Below are 15,566 nucleotides of genomic sequence, written 5' to 3' on the forward strand. Positions count from 1 at the left end.
AGGGAGCTTAGCTCAGCTGGTTCAGAGCATCTGCCTTACAAGCAGAGGGTCACTGGTTCGAATCCAGTAGCTCCCACACTACACACAAACAAGAAGGTCCTGCAGAAATGCGGGACCTTTTTGCGTTATAGCTGTTACCGGAACGGAGATGATGCCGCCTCCGCTCCGGTAGTTATTACTTCTTAAATATCCGCTTCACCGCTTTACCCAGTTTATTCAGGTTGGCAATCTGCTCCTGTATAGGCGCCAGCGTCAGATCTTCTGATTGCAGGCCCGCTTCCAGCGATTCAAACTCCCTTTGCTCCGGATACAGCAGGATCACATTATTATCTTTGAAATGACGCTCTAATTTCGCAGGAATGCCATCCATATAGGCATGATACGAGAGGGTACTTTTACGGGCTGTTACCACCACTACGAGATCATCCCGTGTGATTTCTCTCGACAGCACCAGGAAATCTTCTATGGTATCAAACTGACGGAAACTCAGGTCTACACTCATCTTGGTCTGCTCTGCAAAACCGGCGGTAATGGTTTGTGTTTTCTCATTACAGAACACGAGCAATCTTGCGCCCGCCTGCTTGGCCAGCATAAACATTTTCTGCATGTAGTGAAGGAAGCCCAGTTCATATTCCGCATTGGGCGGCATTACCAGCACCATCTTTTTGGTGGTATTCAGCGGTGAATGGAAGTTACAGACATATACTGTTTCCCATACCCGTTGTAATACGTTATCGAGCGTAGTACCGAAGATGCTGCCCAGCCAGCGGTCGGTGGTACTGGTTTTATCGGTCCAGCCCAGTATCACATCGCTGATCAGCAGTTCTTTGGTAGCGCGGGTGATACCATCGGATACGTTGAGATCTACGCGCGTTACCACCTGCACATTGCTTTCCGTAGCAGCGGCATGGATCACGGCTTTTTCCAGCATCTTGTTGTTGAGATGTATTTTTTCTTTGGCCTCTGCGTTATCCTGTACTACAGCCAGCGGATAAATGGGCGTAGGAGCGTGGTGATCCTTGATCATCACGGCAAAGTCGAGCAACGCTTCTATACGGTCGGGGTTAGAAACCGGCACCAGGATGCGTTCCGGCTGATCCGGTACTTCCGGTTTGTTTTGTGCTTCCTGTATGGCCATTCTTCTGCCGGCATTTTCGGTTACGAAAGAACTCACCAGGCAGGTAATCAGTATGAGGATCACGGTACCATTCAATACAAACTTATCCACAATACCCATGTTATACCCAATGAGGATCACCGCAATGGTGGCTGCCGCATGGGCGCTGCTCAGCCCGAAGATTACTTTCCGCTGATCTGCGCTGTATTTGAAAATCAACTGGGTAAACAGTGCTGCCAGCCATTTGCTGCACAGTGCCATGAGTGTGAGGGCGGCAGCAATATACCTGGCTTTGGGATCCTTATCGAGCAGTACATTCAGGTCTACCAGCATTCCCACACTGATCAGGAAAAAGGGAATGAAGATGGCGTTGCCGACAAATTCGATACGGTTCATCAGTGGCGAAGTATGCGGAATGAGCTGGTTCAGTGCCAGTCCGGCGAGAAACGCTCCAATGATACCTTCTACCCCGGCCAGTTCTGCCAGAAATGCGGAGGCAAATACCAATGCCAGCACAAAAATGAAATGCGAAGTTTTATCGTCCTTTATTTTCTTGAAAAACCACCTGCCAAGCATGGGCATCAGCCAGAGGATGATAGCGGCAAAAATGGCCAGGGAAATGCCAAGACGCACCCAGAAATAAGTATCCAGGTTGCCGGCCTGTGCGCCGGTAATAATGGCCAGGATTAACAACACGGCGGTATCGGTGATAATGGTACCACCCACAGCGACTGTTACGGCTTCATTTTTCGTGATACCCAGTCGGCTGGCCAGCGGATAGGCCACCAGCGTGTGTGTGGCAAACATGCTGGATACCAGTAGCGTGGCCATGAAATTGAATTGCAGCACATAGGTACAGATTGCAAACCCCATCGCCAGCGGAATAAAAAAAGTAAAGGCTCCGAAAACCATGCTCCGGTAGCGGTTCTTGAAAAATTCCGTCATATCCAGTTCCAGCCCCGCCAAAAACATAATATATAAAAGTCCTGCCTTGGCAAACAGGTCTATACTCTCTTTCTGAATGATCTGCAGCCCGTGATCGCCTATCAGCATCCCGGCAATGATCAGCCCTATGATGCTGGGTATCCGCAGCTTGCGCAACAGGATGGGCGCCAGCAGGATGATAAACAGCAACAGGGCAAAGATCGGCACCGGATCTTTCAGCGGTAAATTCGTATCCATCAATAAAACCAGTCCTTTCATTATAACCATTTTAAATCAGTAGCTCTCTGCTAAATATGGATAAATTAACGAATAATCCATGTAATTTTGCGTAAAGCTTTAATTAAAGATGAGCGATCGTACAAGTACAAAAGGATTACCGGAAGAGGAGATAGATGTGCTGGTGGCGGAAGATGAACAGTTTCCGTTTAGCCTGGTAGTCTGGAACGATGAAGTGAATACATTTGACTGGGTGATTTCTTCGCTCATGGAAGTTTGCGGGCATACCCATGAACAGGCCGAACAGTGCGCACTGATCATTCATTTTAACGGAAAGTATGCCGTAAAACAGGGCGAATACCTGAAACTGCGTCCCCTGTGTGAAGCCCTGCAGGAAAGAGGACTGAGTGCCACAATTGAAGAAATGGCAGGTAGCTGATTTCTCATATGCCCGTTTTTCGTCTTAACAAACAACTGATTTTTCCTCCTGTACAGCTTTCTGAGCCGGACGGACTCCTCGCGGTTGGCGGTGACCTGTCTGTAGAAAGACTGCTGCTGGCCTATCGTTCCGGCATTTTTCCCTGGTACGATGAGCCGCCTATCCTCTGGTGGAGCCCCGACCCCCGCTTTGTACTTTTTCCCGATGAACTGAAAGTATCTGCCAGCATGAAACAGGTGCTGCGTAAAAAGCAGTTCCGCATTACCTTCAATGAAGATTTTGCCGGTGTTATTGCCCGTTGCAGCAGCATTCCCAGAGCCGGACAGGCAGGCACCTGGATTACCCCGGAGATGCAGGAAGCCTATATCCGTTTGCATAAAGCCGGCTATGCCATGTCGGTAGAATGCTGGCAGGAAGATGAACTGGTTGGGGGCCTCTATGGCGTGAAAACAGGCGCCTTCTTTTTCGGAGAATCGATGTTTGCGACCGTGAGCAATGCTTCCAAAGCCGCTTTCATCACGTTTGTACAGACTTATGCACATGAGCTGGAAATGATCGACTGCCAGGTGCATACCGAACATCTGGCCTCGCTGGGCGCCGCATTTATTACCCGTGAAGAATTTCTGGAGATCATCGGTTTTTCGTAACTTACTTCCCTTCTTATTAACTCCAATTTCTGATTCTTAAATTTATCCACGATGAAAAAGCTAACGCTTTTGCTAATGGTTGCTGTCCTTTCGGGCATCACCGCGTTCCGTCCTGTTCCCCAAGCTACGCAGGAAGACAGAACCCTTCTCATCACTCAATTGCAGCAAACAAGAGATGCCCTCCTGAAAGATGTACAGGGGCTCACCGACGCACAGCTGGAATATAAACCCGCAGCAGACCGCTGGTCTGTTATAGAATGCGTGGAACATATTACGCTGATAGAAAAGGCGATCACAGAAGGGGAGCAGCACCTGGTGCAGCAACCTGCCAACCCGGAAAGGAAAAAGGATATTAAAGCTACGGATGAACAGATCCTGAAAAATGTGGAAGACCGCAGCCACAAAGTAAAAGCGCCCGAATATGGCGTGCCCAAACACACTTATGGTTCCAATGCGGAAACCATCAAAGCCTTTACAGATCAACGGGATAAACTGATTGCGTATGTAACGGATACGAAAGATGAACTGCGGGCGCATATCATGGATCATCCTGCACTCGGTCCTGTAGATGCGTACCAGTTGTTATTGCTGGATGCAGCACATACCAACCGGCATACACAGCAGCTGGAGGAAGTAAAAGCAGATCCCGGTTTCCCTAAATAGTTATCTGAGCTCCCAGTCTATCAGCTGGTTGTGCCATTCCTGGCGGAAAGGAGTGGTTACCTTGATGTAATTATCGGTGTAACCCTCCATCATGCCGTCTTTGCCCAGTGATTCAAACAACACTTTCCTGGTTTGATCCAGGTGTTGTTCATTGAAGAACTGTTGTTTTTTATGGCTGAGGTTACGCAGCATTTTGTTGCGTTCATTCCGTATGTGAACAGGCACTACCGGCTTGATATCCAGGGCAGCGGTATTTGCTCTTTCAGAATAGGTGAACACATGGAGATAGGACACATCCAGTTCATGCAGGAAGTTATAGGTTTCCTGGAAATGCGCATCGCTTTCTCCGGGGAAGCCTACGATCACATCCACGCCGATAGCGCAATGTGGCATAAACTGTTTGATGAGGGCTACTTTTTCAGCATACAGTTCACGACGGTAACGGCGGCGCATAAGCCCCAGGATTTCGTTACTGCCGCTTTGCAGCGGAATATGGAAATGAGGCATAAACCTGCGGCTGTTGGCCACAAATTCAATGATCTCATTGGTGAGCAGGTTTGGTTCTATGGAAGAAATACGATAGCGGGAGATGCCTTCTACCTTATCTAATTCCTGTGCCAGTTCAAAAAACGTTTCTTCTCTTTTCTTACCCCCTTCAAAGCCTTTTCCAAAGTCACCCAGGTTTACGCCGGTGAGTACAATTTCTTTCACACCGGTGGCAGCCAGGTCATTGGCGTGTTTTACCACGTTTTCAACACTATCGCTGCGGCTTTTACCCCTGGCCATGGGAATGGTACAGAAAGCACAGGTATAGTCGCAGCCGTCCTGCACTTTAAGGAAGGTACGGGTGCGGTCGTTTAAAGAATAGGAAGCATGGAAACTATTGACATCCTCAATATCGCAGGAGCAGATTTTGGCGCTGTCTCCTTTGGTGAGTGTTTTGAGGTGTTCTGCGATGTTGAATTTTTCAGCAGCACCGAGTACCAGGTCCACCCCTTCAATGGAGGCAATTTCCTGTGGTTTGAGCTGCGCATAACAGCCGGTAATGACTACCATGCTGCCGGGCGCCCGGCGTTGGATACGGCGTACCAGCATACGGCACTCCTTATCGGCATTGTCTGTTACAGAACAGGTGTTGATCACATACACATCTGCCGTTCCGTCGAAATCCGTTTTTACAAATCCATCCTGTTCCAGCAACCTGCTTATTGAGGAGGTCTCTGAAAAATTCAGCTTACAGCCGAGTGTATGAAATGCTACTGTTTTTACCTGTTCCATAAAGGGAGGCAAAGGTAGGAACTTTTTATGTCATAGTTGGGTAAGGAATTTTTGACTATTTTGCGCCGCGTTCTATGGTTTTATGAAATCAATGCAAAAATATCTCCCGGTGCTGTTGTTATCCATCTTGTTGCTGGCCGGTTGGCAGCAAAAGTGGTGGAAAAGTGCGCCTGTGCCGTCTTCCCCTGGCAGCAGGCCTGTGTTGGCCCCCGGCAGTAACGTCAGTGATAGTGGGGTTATCAACAACGCGGTTATTAACCGGCATTCCCATTTGGAATATACAAAACATGCCATCTGTCGGATGGGGTGCCGTCAGGTGACAACCGCCGAAGTAGAAGAAATTCTGGCAGCAGGCAAAATAAATATGGAGAAGTCCAACCCGGCAGATCGTCCCTGTCCTACCTATGCGCTGGAAGGCTATTCCAGTGAAGGCCAGCACCTGCGTGTGGTTTTTGCCCCCTGCGATGCCAACAATGCCAAGGTGATCACCTGTATAGACCTGGACAAAGACTGGAGCTGTCATTGCGATTAACAAAAGCTGCAGGCGATGGTCGGCCACCAGCGCCCTTGCGATTAATCCACGTCCTGTTCCGTATAATTAGTAATTTTCTTCGTAGTTTTCCGCCAGATTAAACCTTCAGAGGCGTTTATGAATTTTTTATTGAAACCGTTGCGTGTTATTTATGTGATATACGCCGCTGCTACTTTCCTGGGCATTATGTTCCTGATATTGCCGCCTATTTTCCTGGCCTCTTTACTGGGCCGGCAAAAAGGGGGAAACATTATATTTTATTTCCTGCGTTTCTGGGCACATACCTGGTTCCCGCTGGTAGGCATGTGGGTAACCCGCAAATATGAGTGCGAACGTGATGAAGAACCCTGTATCTATGTGGTAAACCATCGCTCCTATCTTGATGCCGCCATTGCCGTAAAAGTAATGCGCCTGCCTTTCCGCCCGCTGGGTAAGGTGGAGATGTCTAAAATACCTTTCTTCGGATTTATCTATAAAAACTCTGTGGTGCCGGTAGACCGCTCCAGCGCAGCCGCCAGGGCCCGCAGTGTCAGGGAAATGATGACTGCCCTCAAAGCAGGAATTTCTATCCTGGTATTCCCCGAAGGCACTACCAACGAAAGCGATCAGCCGTTGCGTCCCTTCCATAACGGTGCATTCCGGATGGCCATCGAATTACAAAAGCCCATTAAGCCGGTACTTTACCTGGATGCAGGCCACCGCTTACCTCATAAAGGGCCGATGCATATTTCACCCGGTAAATGCCGCGTAGTATTTCTGCCTCCCATTCCTGTTACAGGACTGACCCTCGATGATATCAATACCCTGAAACAACGGGTGTTTGATGTGATGGACACCGAATTACGTAAATATCATAAATATCCAACCCTGCAGCCCATAGGATGAAGTACGCAGATGTAATATTGCCATTGGCGTTACCTAAAAACTATACTTACGCGGTTCCCGAAAATATGTCTGCCCTGCAGGTGGGTAGCCGGGTAGCTGTACAATTAGGAAAACAAAAAAAGTATGCCGGTATCGTGAAAGCCATTCACGAGCAGGCCCCCCCGTATAAAACAAAGCCACTGCTGGATATGCTGGATGCTGATCCAATCGTATATCCGACTCAGTTAGCCTTCTGGACCTGGGTAGCGGCTTACTATATGTGTACGGAAGGAGAAGTGCTCAATGCCGCTCTTCCCGCTCACCTCAAGCTTTCCAGCGAAACATTGCTGCTTTTTAACGATGCCTTTGGCGATGATTTCACCGCACTTGATGATGATGAATACCTCATCGCGGAAGCCCTGCATATCCGCAAGGAACTGCGCATCGAAGAGGTACAGATGATCCTCGATAAATCAGAAGTATACTCTGTTATCAAAAAACTGATCGAGAAAAAAGTATTGCTGGTATACGAAGAGCTGAAAGAAGTATACCGGGAGAAGCAGGAAAATTATGTGCAATTACACGCCGATTATCACGAAGAATCTCAATTGGCTGCACTCTTCAATGATATGGGCCGCGCACCCAAACAAATGGAACTGCTGCTGGCCTACCTGCACCTGCAAAAAACGCAGGGTGAAGTATTGCAAAAGGAACTGCTGAAAAAATCCGGCGCCACCACTGCGCAACTGAAAGGACTGGTAGATAAGAATATCCTCTGGGTGGAGAAACGCACGGTAGACCGCATTCCTACCGGTAAAGTAGATACACAGATCGATTTCAACCTGAGCCCGGCCCAGCAAACCGCACTCGGAGAAGTACAGACCCATTTTAAAGATAAACAGGTAACCCTGCTCCACGGCGTTACTGCCAGCGGCAAAACACAGGTATATGTGAAGATGATGGAAGAATGCCTGGCCAGCGGAAAACAGGTATTGTATCTGTTGCCGGAAATAGGCCTCACGGCTCAGATCATCCGCCGGCTGCAGAAACATTTCGGCGCCAGCATCGGCATCTACCATTCCCGCTTTAACAACAACGAGCGCGTGGAAATATGGAACAAGGTAAAAACCGGCGAGATACAGATTATACTGGGCGCCCGTTCCAGCCTGCTGCTACCTTTCCGCGACCTGGGACTCATTATCCTGGATGAAGAGCACGATGCCTCCTATAAACAACAGGATCCCGCTCCCCGTTATCATGCCCGGGATGCAGCAATTTATTACGCGGGCCTCTTTAAAGCAAAAGTACTGCTGGGTTCTGCCACTCCTTCCCTGGAATCGTATTTTAACGCCCAACAGGGAAAATACGGACTGGTAGAACTGAATGAACGCTTCGGCGGCGTAGAAATGCCCGCTATTGAAGTGGTGGATATCAAAAAGGAAATGGCGGAAAAAACGATGGACGGTCATTTCACCTCCGCACTTAAAGCCGCTATTACGCAGAGTATGGCAGACGGTAAACAGGTGATCCTGTTCCAGAACCGCCGTGGCTATGCGCCTTTCCTGCTTTGCACCACCTGCGGCTGGATACCGCATTGCAAGCAATGCGATGTATCACTCACGTATCACAAAAACCAGGATAAGCTGCACTGCCATTACTGTGGTACCCGCTATCCCTATGTGCATACCTGCGCTGCCTGCGGCTCACAGACGATTGAACCCAAAAGTTTTGGTACGGAAAAAATAGAAGATGACCTGCAGGTGGCTTTTCCCGAAGCCCGTATTGCCCGCATGGACGTGGATACCGTCAGGAATAAAGACAGCCATAATAAACTGATCCAGCTGCTGGAAGAGCGTAACATCGATATTCTCGTAGGTACCCAGATGGTAGTAAAAGGACTGGATTTTGAAAATGTGAATCTTGTCGGCATCCTGAGCGCCGACAACTTGCTGGGCTTCCCCGATTTCAGGGTTAATGAAAGAGCCTTCCAGATGATGGAACAGGTAAGTGGTCGTGCCGGTCGTAAACATGGAATGGGGAAGGTGCTTATTCAGGCCAGCAATACCCGGCATCCGGTGTTGCACTACGTAATGGCGCATGATTATAAAGCCATGTTTGAAGCAGAAATAGCAGAGCGGCAGGTATTCGGTTATCCGCCATTTTTCCGCCTGTTGAAATTAACCATCCGTCATAAAAACCAGCAGGTGGCAGAACAAGCCGCGCAAATTCTTGCCAGCTGGCTGCAACCACATATAGGCGCACAACTGGTAGGCCCCGCCGCGCCACTCGTGGCCCGGGTACGTAACAACTACCTGCAGGAAATGCTGATTAAATTACCCCGGGAGGCCCGGTTAATTACCCATATCAAACGCGTTTTGATGGAGTTCATCATCCAGCTGAAAACGGAAAAAAGATTCCGTTCGGTAGTGATTATTCCGGATGTTGATGGCGTGTAGCCATGAACGTTACTTGAAATACGGGTCTCTATTTTGACAGGATCAGCTGCTGTTGCTGCAACACATGAATCCTTTTTAACAGTTCCGCGAATACGGCTTTGCTGGCGCCGGTATAGTCCGTTTGTTTATACCACTCCAGTACGAAAATGCGTAATTCATTTCCGTCCTGTTCACAGCGCATCTTAAAGCCTAATGCAGGATCGTTACTCTTATCGATGATTTCTGCCGTAAAATCTTCTTTATTGACTACTTTAAAACCAGCAGGTATGGGTACAATAATCCGTTTTTCCTGGTAGTAAGGAAAAGTAACCTGTATGGGCAGATCGCCCGGAGGAACGGTTGCATCTGTAGGCATATTCCCGCCCAGTAAAGGACCCACATGAATAATGATGCTATTGCTGGTATTTTCTACGGAAGATGTGGTGAGCAAGGTGCTGGTCAATACCACGGGCTTATCCAGCGTGCGGTTATTGAACACCTCGTTTTCCACTTTTACGTTAGTCGGTTTTCTCATGCCGGGTTCAAACGGGAGAATGGCATTGAATACCTTGAGCTTGCCTTCCGGCGTACTACCGGTACTACTAAACGCTGTTTTCAGCGCTGAACCCGGGTAGCCGCCAAAAGATTGTTTCACCTCCCAGGTGGGATCGGTAACAGACCGGAGGGTAGCTTCTGTGGTAATATTACTTAAGGTATAAGCCGGTAAAGGGGTTTGAATAAAATCGGTCAGCACTTTGCTGGTGCCGTCTACCAGTGTATCGCGGCAGCGTAAAGCCGGGATGGCTGCCCACAGGGATGGATAGCAAGGAAAACGTGTATCCATTTCCGTTGGTGCCAGCGCCTGTTGCAGTGACGGGAAATACAGCAACACATGCGAAGGCAATTGCGGATATAATATCTGCGGATCCATCAGGATGCTATCGCGGGAAGTAGTGAATAACACCTGTGTGGGAATTCCCAGGATGTAATAGGCGCCGCTTATGAACCGGGTCATACCCTGTTTGTCTGCCCGTTTGGTGCGCAGGATGAACGAAATATCGGATGTTTCGCCACCCTCCGAAGGTCCGGTGAGCACGTAATTTGATTTTACATACTGCTCTACCAGGTAAATCATCTGCGGCAACGGTAAACGTTGTGAAGTAAAGGGCCATTGCCTTACTTCTTTCTCCAGTTGTTTGTATTCGTTTTTGGAGATAGCCACAATAGGGATATATCTTTGATCTCCAAACTGCTGCCAGCTTAAACGTGCGGTATCTTTTCCTTCAATAGCCTGTTTGAGACCAAAATCAATCCGCTTCAGCTGCGGCAGATAAAAATACAGGTCGTTGTTTTCCAGCGGTGGTATATTTTGCTGGTGCAGGCTGTAATATCGTCTGTCGCTGACGCTGCTGTCGGTCAGTGCGGCTAAACCCGGACTGGCTTTAAGGGTAAACTCCATAGCTTTAGGTGCCACCAGTAAAAAGGTAGCGTTGCTGGTAGGAATACCGGATTGGAAGTATTCCGTACCGCCATAGTCGAACAGTATTTTCAGGTTCAGTTCATATTCTATTTCGCAACCCGCCTGCAACACCAGGTTATTGGCCACAATTGCTTTGCGGTCATCATTCATGTCTATCATCCGCACCTGGTCATTAAGCGCCGTTACTTCTCCGTTTGGATGAATGAGACGGATCCGCATGCTCCGCAATGCTTCATTGGGTTCAATAGCCATCACGAGCCGGGTAAGACTATCGGCTGCGCGTTGGGTATTGATTCTTATAATTTTATACAGCGTTTTATAATGGGAAATGCTTTGTGCCCTTTCGCGGGTACCAATATTAAAATCGCGTACCACCCGGTAATCCAGGATCGTATACGGTTCGTTGGCAGATGGAATGGAATGCAGCTGGGGCACGTCTTTCCATACATCAGGAAAGTAGTTGTTTACCTGTGCCTGTATAGATAACGGTAAGGTTGCAATACCTGCAACAGCCAGAAGAAGGAGCCATTTTTTCATACGCGCTAAAGATAAGACGCAATTCCGGATTTTTAAGAGACGCCCATGCGCTGGATGGCATCTGATTCGAATATACTTACTCCTTCATCATGTTCTTTTGCCGCTATTATCATGGCATTGGCAACGGTTGCTGCTTTGATGCCCCGGTATTTTTTCCATCTCCCCTGTAACAGAAAATAAAATAGCTGGATAAGATATTTTCCCAGCCATTCGCCCAGTCTGAATTCCTTACGCGATCCGATGAGCACAGAGGGACGAAAGATGCTTACGCTGTGAAATCCGGCAGCCTGTACGGCGAGTTCCGTTTCTCCTTTGGTACGCAGGTAAAAGTTGCGGGATTGAGGATTAGCACCGATGGACGACATCAGCAGAAATTGTGTAACCCCCTGTTCTTTTGCGATCCGGGCGCATTTCACCGCGATACCGTAATCTACTGCCCTGAAACTTTCCTGGCTGCCGGCTTTTTTGATGGTGGTACCGATACAGCAAAAGAGAACATCTCCCTGTAGTACCGGAGCCAGGCTGTCGTCATCCTCAAAGTCCACGATAATGCTTTCCAGCTTGGGCCTGGGATGTGCCCAGGGCTGGCGGATCAGTATTTTCACTTTGCTGAAGGCGGGGTCCTGCAGCAAAGCTGCTACCAGGTGGGTACCTGTTAGCCCTGTTGCACCTATAACAATCGCGGTTTTATTCATGAAACTGGATTTCTAAATGATTTGCGGCTATCTTTGCTCACCATAAATTTAAGTTATTATGCAGGTATCAGAAAATGTTCTGCTCAAATCATATAATACTTTTGGTATCGCTGCTACTGCACGTTATTTCGCGACTTTTTCCTCTGCAGAAGAACTGAAAGGGTTTACGGAAGAACAGCATAACAGCGGCCTCCCACAGATGATCCTGGGTGGAGGCAGCAACATCCTCTTTACACAGGACTTCAATGGCTGGCTGTTAAAAAATGAGATCAAAGGTATCACCATTACCGGTGAGGATAACGATTACGTATATGTGAAAGCGGGCGCCGGTGAGAACTGGCATGGGTTTGTACAACACTGCATCGGCCTGAACCTGGCCGGCCTGGAAAACCTCTCGCTGATTCCCGGCAATGTAGGCGCCAGCCCTATGCAGAATATCGGCGCCTACGGTGTGGAAATCAAAGATGTTTTTCATGAGCTGGAAGCCCTGCATCTGAAAGACCACAGCATTGTTACGTTCAATAACGCCGATTGCCATTTTGGTTACCGGGAAAGTGTTTTCAAAAAAGAATACCGGCAACAGTTTGCCATCTTATCTGTAACCTACCGCCTGCGTAAACAACCGCTGTTTAATACCAGCTATGGCGCTATTAACGAGGAACTGCAACGGATGAACGTACAGGAATTGTCGATACAGGCCATCAGCCAGGCAGTGATCAATATCCGTTCTTCCAAACTGCCGGATCCGGCGCAGATCGGCAATGCAGGCAGCTTCTTTAAAAATCCCACTATCGCGAAAGTTGCCTATGAATCACTGCACGCGGCTTTCCCGCAACTGGTGGCTTATCCTGTAGCGAATGAACAGTATAAACTGGCAGCAGGCTGGCTCATTGAGCAATGCGGCTGGAAAGGCTACCGCAAAGGCGATGCCGGCGTACATGCCAAACAGGCGCTGGTATTGGTGAATTATGGAAATGCGAAAGGAAGCGACATTTACAATTTGTCGCAGGAAGTAATGGACAGTGTGAAAGAGAAATTTGGCGTAGAACTGGAAAGAGAAGTGAATATTGTATAACATCTTTAGCGGTGACTGTGTTTCAGTCACCGCTAAAGATGACTCAGGCATTGTTCTTTATATGCCCAATAATTTTTTCCGCATGATCGCGTGAGTTTTCAATAAACCACACATGTGTGTTCATCCCGCCACATACCACGCCGGCTAAGTAAATGCGCGGCATATTGGTTTCCATGGTAATGGGATTATAAGCGGGCAACCGCAGGTTATCGTCCGACAAAGCAATCCCTGCTTTCTCCAGTAAAGAAAAGTTAGGCTGATATCCCGTCATGGCAATTACAAAATCGTTAGCAATGGTAATAGCGCCGTTGGGCGTATCAATATCCACTTCCCGCTCGCGGATAGCGGTGAGGGAAGAATTAAACCATGCTTTGACAGATCCTTCCTTGATGCGGTTTTCAATATCCGGTTTTACCCAGTATTTCACACGCGAACCAATGTCGGCCTGGCGGATCACCATGGTTACCCGGGCGCCTTTGCGATAGGTTTCCAGCGCGGCGTCCACGGCAGAATTATGCGCGCCTATCACCACTACATCCTGGGTGGCGTAGAAGTGAGGATCTTTATAGTAATGGGTTACTTTCGGCAGGTTTTCACCTGGTATCTGCAGCAGGTTGGGAATGTCGTAAAAGCCGGTGGCAATTACCACATGACGGGCGTGATACAAGCCTTTGGTAGTGGTGACCGTATATTCGCCGGCGTTAGGTGTTACCTGTGTTACTTCTTCAAAAAGCTTTACATTCAGTTCGTGGGAGATAGCCACTCTTCTGTAGTATTCCAGCGCTTCCGGCCGCGTGGGTTTCGGATTGATAGATACAAAAGGAACATTACCAATTTCCAGTCTCTCTGAAGTAGAAAAAAAGGTCATGTACAACGGGTAGTTGTACAGGGAATTTACCACACAACCTTTTTCGATGATAACATAACTAAGCCCGGCTCTTTTGGCTTCCAGTGCACAGGCCAGGCCAATAGGGCCTCCACCTACAATCAATACATCAAACGCAGCATTCATACAATCAGGTTTTAATTACAGCGCTGCCATATAATCCAGCAGGCGGTGCATGGTTTCGTTATTTTGTGTCAGCAGGTTCAGGTGCTGATGAATTTTTTCTTCGCTCTGTACAAAGTTGCCACCGGCCATGATATCGCTTGCGCAATGTGTGAGCATGCCTTGCAGGCTTTCCGGTGTCAGTTCCATATGAAACTGTAATCCGATAACCCGGTCGCCGTAAATGAATGCCTGGTGGCTACAGGCTGCGGAAGCCGCAAAACGTGTAGCACCGGCCGGTACATCAAATGTGTCGCCATGAAAGTGAAAGGTGCTGAAATGCGATGGAAACACGGTTTGCAGCGGGGCGGCCTGTTCCTGGAAGCTCGCATCCAGTGGGAACCAGCCGATCTCTTTTTGCGTATGCGGGTACACGTTAGCGTCCAGTGCGGCCGCGATCAGTTGTGATCCGAGGCAGATGCCCAATACTTTTTTCTTTTGCTGAATCGCTTCCCGGATCAGGGCAATTTCTGTGGACATCCATGGATGATGATCCTGCTCATATACCGCCATGGGACCACCCATGATGATGAGCCAGTCGGCATCCTCCAGCCCGGTAGTATCTGTGCTTTCATACCAGTGGGTATGCGTGAGGGAGTGTCCCTGACGGGCTGCCCAGTCTGCAATGCAGCTCAGGCCTTCAAAGGGGACATGCTGGAAATAATGAATATGCATATGCGGCGCGCTAAATGACACACCGAAGATACGCCTGCTATTTCACTTCTGCTCTTACTACGCGGAAATATTCATAGCCTTTCATCTGCCGGCTTTTTGCGCCGAAATACTTTGCGCGGTAATCTGCTGCACCACCATCATAATGAAGTTGCAGCTGATGGGATTCGAGATAGGCATGCAGTTCCGCCGGGCACATGCCAAAGTCCCAGTTCTCGCCGGCACGGCGTAACAAACGATTGATCCGAACAAAGCCATGAAATGCGGTTGGGTTTTCCAGTACAGCTTTCTCTGCATAGGTGAAGATGATCTGTGTACCGGGACGGAATTTTTTTACGTGATGAAAAATCGTTTCTCCCTGTTGCGCTTCTGCCAGGGTAGTGAGTCCTTCCCAAAGAAATAAGGTCTTGTAATGCTCACCATAAAAGAGGTCGGGGAATACATCGGAAATCTGCTGCTGATTCATATCCACCTGTACGTAGTCTACGTGGATAACCGGCAGTCCTACTACTTTGGAAAGTATTTTCTGTTTGCTGCGCTGTAATACCGGGTGATCCATTTCTACATAATGCAGGGGAACGCCTGCATTTAGCCGGTGTGGCCGGGTATCATAACTGGCATTCAGAATGATGACCTGGTTAATTCCCTGCGATCTGACCGCATGCAGGATCATGTCGTCGATGAGTTTTGTTCTTGCTACTGCGGCTGTGAAAGAACCCGGCCAACGGAACTGGATACAGCCGGTTACTATTTTCCGGATAAAGGAAATGCTGCATGCTGCTATCACGGTCTGGTAAAATCCGGAGAGGAAAGCCGCCGCAAACGGATCAGGAAACAGGCGTTCGTTCTCCGGTTTTGTGTTTTCTATAGCACGGAAAGCAGCCATATAGGTGCCGGATTTTTTGGCAGGGAACCGGCTCATG

Annotated in this window: 14 protein-coding genes and 1 tRNA gene; 8 read left to right on the forward strand and 7 right to left on the reverse strand. The window is 48.6% G+C overall.

What is annotated here, in order from left to right; translation table 11 throughout:
- Window position 1: 1 nt before the first annotated feature.
- Window positions 2-76, forward strand: a tRNA-Val gene (locus tag BMW79_RS09800).
- 99 nt (window positions 77-175) lie between these two features.
- Here the strand turns inward: BMW79_RS09800 and BMW79_RS09805 are convergent.
- Window positions 176-2,320, reverse strand: coding sequence for a cation:proton antiporter (locus BMW79_RS09805; RefSeq protein WP_245752448.1), 2,145 nt, complete (start codon window positions 2,318-2,320; stop codon window positions 176-178).
- 88 nt (window positions 2,321-2,408) lie between these two features.
- Here BMW79_RS09805 and BMW79_RS09810 point away from each other — a divergent pair, with 88 nt between their 5' ends.
- The 3 genes from BMW79_RS09810 to BMW79_RS09820 are packed head-to-tail and all read left to right on the forward strand — an operon-like array spanning window position 2,409 to window position 4,027.
- A complete protein-coding gene (locus tag BMW79_RS09810; RefSeq protein WP_089893841.1) occupies window positions 2,409-2,717 on the forward strand; it encodes an ATP-dependent Clp protease adaptor ClpS in 309 nt (102 codons plus the stop codon).
- Between the two features lie 8 nt (window positions 2,718-2,725).
- Entirely contained in the window at window positions 2,726-3,364 is a 639-nt protein-coding gene (gene aat, locus BMW79_RS09815) for a leucyl/phenylalanyl-tRNA--protein transferase (protein ID WP_089893844.1), read from the forward strand.
- Between the two features lie 51 nt (window positions 3,365-3,415).
- A complete protein-coding gene (locus tag BMW79_RS09820; RefSeq protein WP_089893847.1) occupies window positions 3,416-4,027 on the forward strand; it encodes a DinB family protein in 612 nt (203 codons plus the stop codon).
- Here BMW79_RS09820 and mtaB read toward each other — a convergent pair whose 3' ends face one another.
- On the reverse strand, window positions 4,028-5,317 hold the full coding sequence (gene mtaB, locus BMW79_RS09825; RefSeq protein ID WP_245752450.1) for a tRNA (N(6)-L-threonylcarbamoyladenosine(37)-C(2))-methylthiotransferase MtaB: 1,290 nt from the start codon (window positions 5,315-5,317) through the stop codon (window positions 4,028-4,030).
- Between the two features lie 79 nt (window positions 5,318-5,396).
- Between mtaB and BMW79_RS09830 the strand changes: the two genes are divergently transcribed.
- The 3 genes from BMW79_RS09830 (at window position 5,397) to priA (ending at window position 9,157) form a co-directional block, all read left to right on the forward strand.
- The gene (locus BMW79_RS09830) at window positions 5,397-5,837 is read left to right on the forward strand and encodes a DUF4258 domain-containing protein (RefSeq protein WP_177192104.1); all 441 of its coding nucleotides are present in this window, start codon (window positions 5,397-5,399) and stop codon (window positions 5,835-5,837) included.
- A gap of 117 nt (window positions 5,838-5,954) precedes the next feature.
- On the forward strand, window positions 5,955-6,722 hold the full coding sequence (locus tag BMW79_RS09835; protein ID WP_089893856.1) for a lysophospholipid acyltransferase family protein: 768 nt from the start codon (window positions 5,955-5,957) through the stop codon (window positions 6,720-6,722).
- Window positions 6,719-9,157, forward strand: a complete 2,439-nt coding sequence (gene priA / locus BMW79_RS09840) for a replication restart helicase PriA (RefSeq protein ID WP_089893859.1) — start codon at window positions 6,719-6,721, stop codon at window positions 9,155-9,157. The genes BMW79_RS09835 and priA overlap by 4 nt, the downstream gene beginning before the upstream one ends.
- A 28-nt stretch (window positions 9,158-9,185) precedes the next feature.
- On the opposite strand, the gene BMW79_RS09845 is transcribed toward priA, so the two are convergent.
- Window positions 9,186-11,153 (reverse strand): DUF3857 domain-containing protein, encoded by a 1,968-nt coding sequence (locus tag BMW79_RS09845; RefSeq protein ID WP_089893861.1) that lies wholly within the window; start codon window positions 11,151-11,153, stop codon window positions 9,186-9,188.
- Window positions 11,154-11,185: 32 nt separating this feature from the next.
- Window positions 11,186-11,848: an oxidoreductase gene (locus BMW79_RS09850; protein WP_089893864.1), complete on the reverse strand. Its 663-nt coding sequence runs from the start codon at window positions 11,846-11,848 to the stop codon at window positions 11,186-11,188.
- Between the two features lie 58 nt (window positions 11,849-11,906).
- On the opposite strand from BMW79_RS09850, the gene murB reads away from it, so the two are divergent.
- Window positions 11,907-12,923 (forward strand): UDP-N-acetylmuramate dehydrogenase, encoded by a 1,017-nt coding sequence (murB, locus tag BMW79_RS09855; RefSeq protein WP_089893867.1) that lies wholly within the window; start codon window positions 11,907-11,909, stop codon window positions 12,921-12,923.
- A 43-nt stretch (window positions 12,924-12,966) separates the two neighbouring features.
- Here the strand turns inward: murB and BMW79_RS09860 are convergent, their stop codons facing one another.
- The 3 genes from BMW79_RS09860 to BMW79_RS09870 are packed head-to-tail and all read right to left on the reverse strand — an operon-like array spanning window position 12,967 to window position 15,529.
- Window positions 12,967-13,935 (reverse strand): YpdA family putative bacillithiol disulfide reductase, encoded by a 969-nt coding sequence (locus tag BMW79_RS09860; RefSeq protein ID WP_089893870.1) that lies wholly within the window; start codon window positions 13,933-13,935, stop codon window positions 12,967-12,969.
- 15 nt (window positions 13,936-13,950) lie between these two features.
- Window positions 13,951-14,646: a type 1 glutamine amidotransferase gene (locus tag BMW79_RS09865; protein ID WP_143059119.1), complete on the reverse strand. Its 696-nt coding sequence runs from the start codon at window positions 14,644-14,646 to the stop codon at window positions 13,951-13,953.
- A 37-nt stretch (window positions 14,647-14,683) separates the two neighbouring features.
- Window positions 14,684-15,529, reverse strand: a complete 846-nt coding sequence (locus tag BMW79_RS09870; protein WP_177192105.1) for a class I SAM-dependent methyltransferase — start codon at window positions 15,527-15,529, stop codon at window positions 14,684-14,686.
- Window positions 15,530-15,566: the final 37 nt, after the last annotated feature.

Source organism: Chitinophaga arvensicola, from assembly GCF_900110835.1.
GTDB lineage: Bacteria > Bacteroidota > Bacteroidia > Chitinophagales > Chitinophagaceae > Chitinophaga > Chitinophaga arvensicola.

Excerpts from the sequence above, each read along its gene's own strand:
- BMW79_RS09805 (WP_245752448.1), bottom strand. The coding sequence starts at position 2,320 with ATGAAAGGACTGGTTTTATTGATGGATACGAATTTACCGCTGAAAGAT.
- BMW79_RS09810 (WP_089893841.1), top strand. The coding sequence starts at position 2,409 with ATGAGCGATCGTACAAGTACAAAAGGATTACCGGAAGAGGAGATAGAT.
- aat (WP_089893844.1), top strand. The coding sequence starts at position 2,726 with ATGCCCGTTTTTCGTCTTAACAAACAACTGATTTTTCCTCCTGTACAG.
- BMW79_RS09820 (WP_089893847.1), top strand. The coding sequence starts at position 3,416 with ATGAAAAAGCTAACGCTTTTGCTAATGGTTGCTGTCCTTTCGGGCATC.
- BMW79_RS09830 (WP_177192104.1), top strand. The coding sequence starts at position 5,397 with ATGCAAAAATATCTCCCGGTGCTGTTGTTATCCATCTTGTTGCTGGCC.
- BMW79_RS09835 (WP_089893856.1), top strand. The coding sequence starts at position 5,955 with ATGAATTTTTTATTGAAACCGTTGCGTGTTATTTATGTGATATACGCC.
- priA (WP_089893859.1), top strand. The coding sequence starts at position 6,719 with ATGAAGTACGCAGATGTAATATTGCCATTGGCGTTACCTAAAAACTAT.
- BMW79_RS09845 (WP_089893861.1), bottom strand. The coding sequence starts at position 11,153 with ATGAAAAAATGGCTCCTTCTTCTGGCTGTTGCAGGTATTGCAACCTTA.
- BMW79_RS09850 (WP_089893864.1), bottom strand. The coding sequence starts at position 11,848 with ATGAATAAAACCGCGATTGTTATAGGTGCAACAGGGCTAACAGGTACC.
- murB (WP_089893867.1), top strand. The coding sequence starts at position 11,907 with ATGCAGGTATCAGAAAATGTTCTGCTCAAATCATATAATACTTTTGGT.
- BMW79_RS09860 (WP_089893870.1), bottom strand. The coding sequence starts at position 13,935 with ATGAATGCTGCGTTTGATGTATTGATTGTAGGTGGAGGCCCTATTGGC.
- BMW79_RS09865 (WP_143059119.1), bottom strand. The coding sequence starts at position 14,646 with ATGCATATTCATTATTTCCAGCATGTCCCCTTTGAAGGCCTGAGCTGC.
- BMW79_RS09870 (WP_177192105.1), bottom strand. The coding sequence starts at position 15,529 with ATGGCTGCTTTCCGTGCTATAGAAAACACAAAACCGGAGAACGAACGC.